General features: G+C 67.6%; 5 protein-coding genes. All 5 read left to right on the top strand.

The genetic code is table 11. The features are described 5' to 3' along the window. Positions 1–1335 (top strand): aldehyde dehydrogenase (locus tag Y705_RS20285; protein ID WP_049822825.1); only part of this gene is annotated, 1335 nt, incomplete at its 5' end. A 33-nt stretch (positions 1336–1368) separates the two neighbouring features. Continuing rightward, the gene (gene hpaD, locus Y705_RS0114450) at positions 1369–2457 is read left to right on the top strand and encodes a 3,4-dihydroxyphenylacetate 2,3-dioxygenase (RefSeq protein ID WP_026533371.1); all 1089 of its coding nucleotides are present in this window, start codon (positions 1369–1371) and stop codon (positions 2455–2457) included. A 2-nt stretch (positions 2458–2459) separates the two neighbouring features. Continuing rightward, positions 2460–3245 carry a 2-oxo-hept-4-ene-1,7-dioate hydratase gene (gene hpaH / locus Y705_RS0114445; protein ID WP_026533370.1) on the top strand — a complete coding sequence of 262 codons (786 nt, stop codon included), beginning with the start codon at positions 2460–2462 and terminating at the stop codon, positions 3243–3245. After that, the gene (locus tag Y705_RS0114440) at positions 3230–4048 is read left to right on the top strand and encodes an HpcH/HpaI aldolase family protein (RefSeq protein WP_026533369.1); all 819 of its coding nucleotides are present in this window, start codon (positions 3230–3232) and stop codon (positions 4046–4048) included. Before hpaH ends, Y705_RS0114440 begins: the two co-directional genes overlap by 16 nt. 220 nt (positions 4049–4268) lie before the next feature. Continuing rightward, positions 4269–5621: thiamine pyrophosphate-binding protein (locus Y705_RS20280; RefSeq protein WP_253908638.1), on the top strand; the 1353-nt coding region annotated here is incomplete at its 3' end.

Raw genomic sequence — 5621 nt, 5'->3', positions numbered from 1 at the left:
ACCAGCGGCTCCTGGCCGAAAATGAAGCCCCGCGAGCGCTCCCGGGTCCTGAATCGGATCGCTGACGCCGTCGAAGCACAGGAGGAGCGCCTCGCTGAGCTGGAGAGCTTCGACACCGGCCTGCCCATCACCCAGGCCAAGGGCCAGGCCCGACGCGCGGCGGAGAACTTCCGCTTCTTCGCGGACCTCATCGTGGCGCAGTTCGACGACGCCATGAAGGTCCCCGGCTCGCAGATCAACTACGTCAACCGCAAGCCGATCGGCGTCGCGGGTCTGATCACGCCGTGGAACACCCCGTTCATGCTGGAGTCCTGGAAGCTCGCCCCGGCTCTGGCGACGGGCAATACCGTGGTCCTCAAACCGGCTGAGTTCACTCCGCTTTCGGCGTCGCTGTGGGCACGGATCTTCTCGGATGCCGGGCTGCCCAACGGTGTGTTCAACCTGGTCAACGGCCTCGGCGAAGAGGCCGGTGACGCCCTGGTGAAGCACCCCGACGTCCCGCTGATCTCCTTCACCGGAGAGACGACCACGGGCCAGACCATCTTCCGGAACGCCGCGGAGAACCTCAAGGGCCTGTCCATGGAACTCGGCGGCAAGTCACCGTGCGTCGTGTTCGCCGATGCCGATGTGGACGCGGCGGTCGATTCCGCGCTGTTCGGAGTCTTCTCGCTCAATGGGGAACGCTGCACCGCCGGCTCCCGCATCCTCGTGGAACGCGGGATCTACGACGAGTTCTGCGAGAAGTACGCCGCCCGCGCCAGGAACATCATCGTCGGTGACCCGCACGACCCTCGGACCGAGGTCGGCGCACTGGTCCATCCGGAGCACTTCGCCAAGGTGGCCTCCTACGTGGAGATCGGCAAGTCCGAGGGTCGGCTCCTCGCGGGCGGCGGACGGCCCTCGCACCTACCCGAAGGCAACTACATCGCCCCCACGGTGTTCGCCGACGTCGCACCGGACGCACGGATCTTCCAGGAGGAGATCTTCGGCCCGGTGGTCGCCATCACCCCGTTCGAGAACGACGACGAGGCGCTCGCCCTGGCGAACAACACCCGCTACGGGCTGGCGGCCTACATCTGGACCACCGACCTCACCCGGGCGCACAGCTTCTCGCAGAACGTGGAGGCCGGGATGGTGTGGCTCAACAGCCACAACGTCCGAGACCTCCGCACCCCCTTCGGTGGTGTGAAGGCCTCCGGTCTTGGCCACGAGGGTGGGTACCGGTCCATCGACTTCTACACCGACCAGCAGGCCGTGCACATCACGCTCGGTTCCGTTCATACCCCGAAGTTCGGAAGTATCGACACTTCAGCCGCAGCCCGGCTCGAGGGCTAGTTCTTCCCGACCCTCCTCGAAGAAGAGAAGACCATGACTGATTTCGTCCCTACCCCGACCCTCCCCGCGCCGGACATCGTCCGCTGCGCCTACATGGAGATCGTGGTCACCGACCTCGCCAGGTCCCGCGCTTTCTACGTGGACCTCCTGGGCCTGCACGTCACCGAGGAGGACGAGGACGCCATCTACCTGCGCGCCTTCGAGGAGTTCATCCACCACAACCTGGTGCTCCGCAAGGGACCGATCGCGGCCGTGGCCGCCTTCGCCTACCGCGTCAGGTCACCGGCCGAAGTCGATGCCGCCGAGGCCTATTATCAGGAACTGGACTGCCGCACCGAGCGCCGTAGGGATGGCTTCACTCGAGGCATCGGCGATTCCGTCCGGGTCGAGGACCCGCTCGGCTTCCCCTACGAGTTCTTCTACGAGGCCGAGCACGTGGAACGCCTCACCCAGCGCTACGACCTTTACTCCGCCGGGGAACTGGTCCGCCTGGATCATTTCAACCAGGTGACCCCCGACGTCCCACGGGGACAGGCGTACCTCGAGGACCTCGGCTTTCGCGTCTCCGAGGACATCCAGGATTCCGACGGCGTCACCTATGCGGTCTGGATGCACCGCAAGCAGACCGTGCACGACACCGCCCTGACCGGCGGCAACGGTCCACGGATGCACCACGTCGCCTTCGCCACCCACGAGAAGCACAACATCATCCAGATCTGCGACAAGATGGGCGCCCTGCGGATCTCCGACCGCATAGAGCGCGGCCCCGGACGCCACGGCGTCTCGAACGCCTTCTACCTCTACATCCTGGATCCCGACGACCACCGGATCGAGATCTACACGCAGGACTACTACACCGGTGACCCGGACAATCCCACCGTCACGTGGGACGTGCACGACAACCAGCGGCGCGACTGGTGGGGCAACGCCGTCGTGCCCTCCTGGTACACCGAGGCCTCCCTGGTCCTGGATCTCGACGGCAACCCGCAACCCGTGGTGGCCCGCGAGGAGAACAGCGAGATGGCGGTCACGGTGGGTGCCGACGGCTTCTCCTACACCCGCAGGAATGCCGAGAGTCCCGACGGGGACCGGATCGGCTTCAAGCTCGGGGCGCAGCTGTAGCCATGATGGATGCCGCGACGATCGAGGCCATCGCCGATGAACTGCTGGAGGCCGGCCGCAGCCGGATTCCCGTGCCACGCCTGACGGCCCGCTACCCGGAAATGACGGTGGAGGATTCCTACGCCGTCCAGCGGCTCTGGCGGCGCCGCAACGAGGACGCCGGCCGGAAACTGGTGGGGCGCAAGATCGGCCTTACGTCCAGGGCGATGCAGCAGGCGACCGGCATCACCGAACCCGACTACGGCGCCATCTTCGACGACATGGTGCTGGAGACCGGCTGCTCCGTGGCATGGGACACCTACAGCCACCCGCGGGTGGAGGTGGAACTGGCCTTCGTCCTCAGGAAGGATCTGGCCGGCCCCGGCTGCACCCTCTTCGACGTCCTCAACGCCACGGACTACGTGGTTCCCGCCCTGGAGATCCTTGACTCCCGCATCGAAATGGCGGACAGGACGATCGTGGACACCATTGCCGACAATGCCGCCATGGGCGCCATGGTGGTGGGCGGCAATCCCGTCCGCCCGGACGCCGTCGACCTCCGCTGGGTGTCGGCCATCCTCTACAAGAACCAGACGGTGGAGGAGACCGGGGTGGCCGCCGGGGTCCTCGACCATCCGGCCGCCGGCGTGCACTGGCTCGCCAACAAGATCGCCGCCCACGGCGACGGCCTGAAGGCCGGCGACATCATCCTCGCCGGGTCCTTCACCCGCCCGCTTTCGGTTTCCAGGGGCGATACCGTCCACGCCGACTACGGACCCCTCGGAGCCGTGACATGCCACTTCCACTAGGCCCCACCTTCAGGGACACCCTCGCCGAGGCAGGGCGCCCACTTGCCGGGATGTGGGTCTGCTCCGGCAGCCCGCTCGTCGCGGAGATTTGTGCCGGGTCCGGCCTGGACTGGCTGCTCATCGACGCCGAGCACAGCCCCAACGGACTCGAATCCATCCTGGCCCAGCTCCAGGCAGTCCACGGCTACCCGATCCAGGTCCTGGTCCGGCCACCGGTGAACGATCCCGTGGTCATCAAGCAGTACCTGGACCTGGGTGTGCAGAACCTGCTGGTCCCCATGGTGAACTCCGTAGCCGACGCGGAAGCCGCCGTCGCTGCCACCCGCTATCCGCCCTCCGGTGTGCGTGGCGTGGGCTCGGCCCTGGCGCGGGCCGCACGGTGGAACCGGATTCCGGACTACCTCGCCCGGGCCGGCGATACCATCAGCATCACCGTCCAGATCGAATCAGACGCGGCGGTGGAAGCCGTGGAGGACATCCTCGCCGTCGAGGGAGTCGATGCGATCTTCCTCGGCCCCTCGGATCTCGCCGCTTCGATGGGGCTGCTCGGCCTGCAGGAGCATCCGCAGGTGCGTACCGCCGTCGAACACTGCCTCGCAGCAGCCCGGCGCGCCGGGAAACCGGCAGGGGTCAACGCGTTTCGCCCCGCCACCGCGAAGCACTACCTGGCCGCCGGGGCCGCTTTTGTGCTGGTGGGCGCCGACGTAGCCCTGCTGGCCCGCGGTTCCGAAGCACTCGCCGCCGAATACATCCCTGTCCCGGAGGATCGCGCCACTGACGGCAATGCCCCCGCAAGCTACTGAGAAGCCCCGGCGAGTTGTACCCGAGCCCGCAGGTGTCGTACCCTCAGGGCGTCAGGTGGACTCCACCAGTGCCCTCAAAAAGGGCAATATCGGAAGCGCTCCGTAGACACATATGGCAACCAGACCATTTGTATCTCCAGGAGTTCCCGTGGCCCCTTTTCCCGCATCCTTCCGCGTCGCCCAGATCCTCGCCGAGCACACAACCGACATCTTCGGCGTCATGGGCAACGGCAATGCGCACTTCCTCGACGCGGCTGAGGCCGTCGGCATGAAGTTCACGGCGGTCCGCCATGAGGGCGGGGCCGTCCCGGCCGCTGACGCCTACTACCGGGTCTCCGGGAAACTGGCGGCAGCCACCACCACCTACGGAGCCGGATTCAGCAACGCCATCACGGGGCTTGCCGAAGCGGTCCAGGCGCAGATTCCCGTGCTCCTGGTCACCGGTGACGCGCCAGCTGCCGGACGGCGCTCGTGGGACGTCGATCAGACCGCCATCGCCGCCGCGGTCGGCGCCCCCACCTTCACTGTGACCACTGAGGATCCCACCGATATCACCCGGCGGGCCATTGCCCATGCCCTGCAGCACCGCACCGCCGTCGTCCTCGCCGTCCCCTACGACGTCGCCACCGCCCCGGCACCGGAGGAACAGGCACTTCCCTTCCCCTCGCTCGAACCGACGGCACTTCCCGGCGCCCATCAGCTGACCGTCGCTGCTTCGCTGCTGTCGGCAGCAAAACGGCCCCTCATCCTGGCGGGACGCGGAGCCCACCTCGCCGGCGCGGGGGAAGAACTGCAGGTGGTGGCGGACAAACTCGGTGCCCTCACCTGCGGCACGGTCCTCGCCCGCGGTCTCCTGCCCTCGCAGGATTCGGATCTGGGCATCGCCGGGGGGTTCGGCACCGAGGGGGCCGCGGAGATCATGGCGGAAGCCGACGTCGTGCTGGTGGTCGGGGCCCGGCTGACCCAGTTCACGATGCGCTTCGGAGCGCTCATTCGCGAATCCGCCCACGTTCTCCAGATCGACACCGCCGAGGGCCCCACCCACCCACGGGTGGACAGCTTCCTGCAGGGCGATGCCCGCGCAACAACGGAAGCGCTGTCCCGGCTGCTTCCCGATCATCCCCCCGCTGGGAGTTGGCGGGCTGCCTCCGCCCGGCGCGTGGCTGCGCTCCCCCGACGGCCGCTGGGCAACGGAACGGCACCCGATGGCCGGATGGACCCGCGCAGTGTCGCGGTTGCCCTCGACGACATCCTGCCCCGGGACCGGATCGTGGTGCAGGACGGCGGACACTTCATCGGTTGGGCCCCCATGTATTGGGAGGTGGCCGGCCCGCACGCGCTGCACATGGTCGGTACCGCCTATCAGAGCATCGGCCTCGGCCTCGCGAGCACCGTGGGAGCCGCGGTGGCGGCCCCTGCCGCCACAACGGTGCTGGTCACCGGCGATGGAGGACTCCTGATGGCGCTCGCCGACCTCGAATCCGTGGTGCGCACCGTCCGCAGGGGCGTGATCGTGGTGTTCAATGATGCCGCGTACGGTGCGGAGATCCACCAGTACGCGAGCCAGGGCGTC

Source organism: Arthrobacter sp. H41 (genome assembly GCF_000520535.1).
Classification (GTDB): domain Bacteria; phylum Actinomycetota; class Actinomycetes; order Actinomycetales; family Micrococcaceae; genus Arthrobacter_D.
Note: the sequence above shows the minus strand (reverse complement) of the source record. Positions and strands in the feature narration are given on the sequence as shown.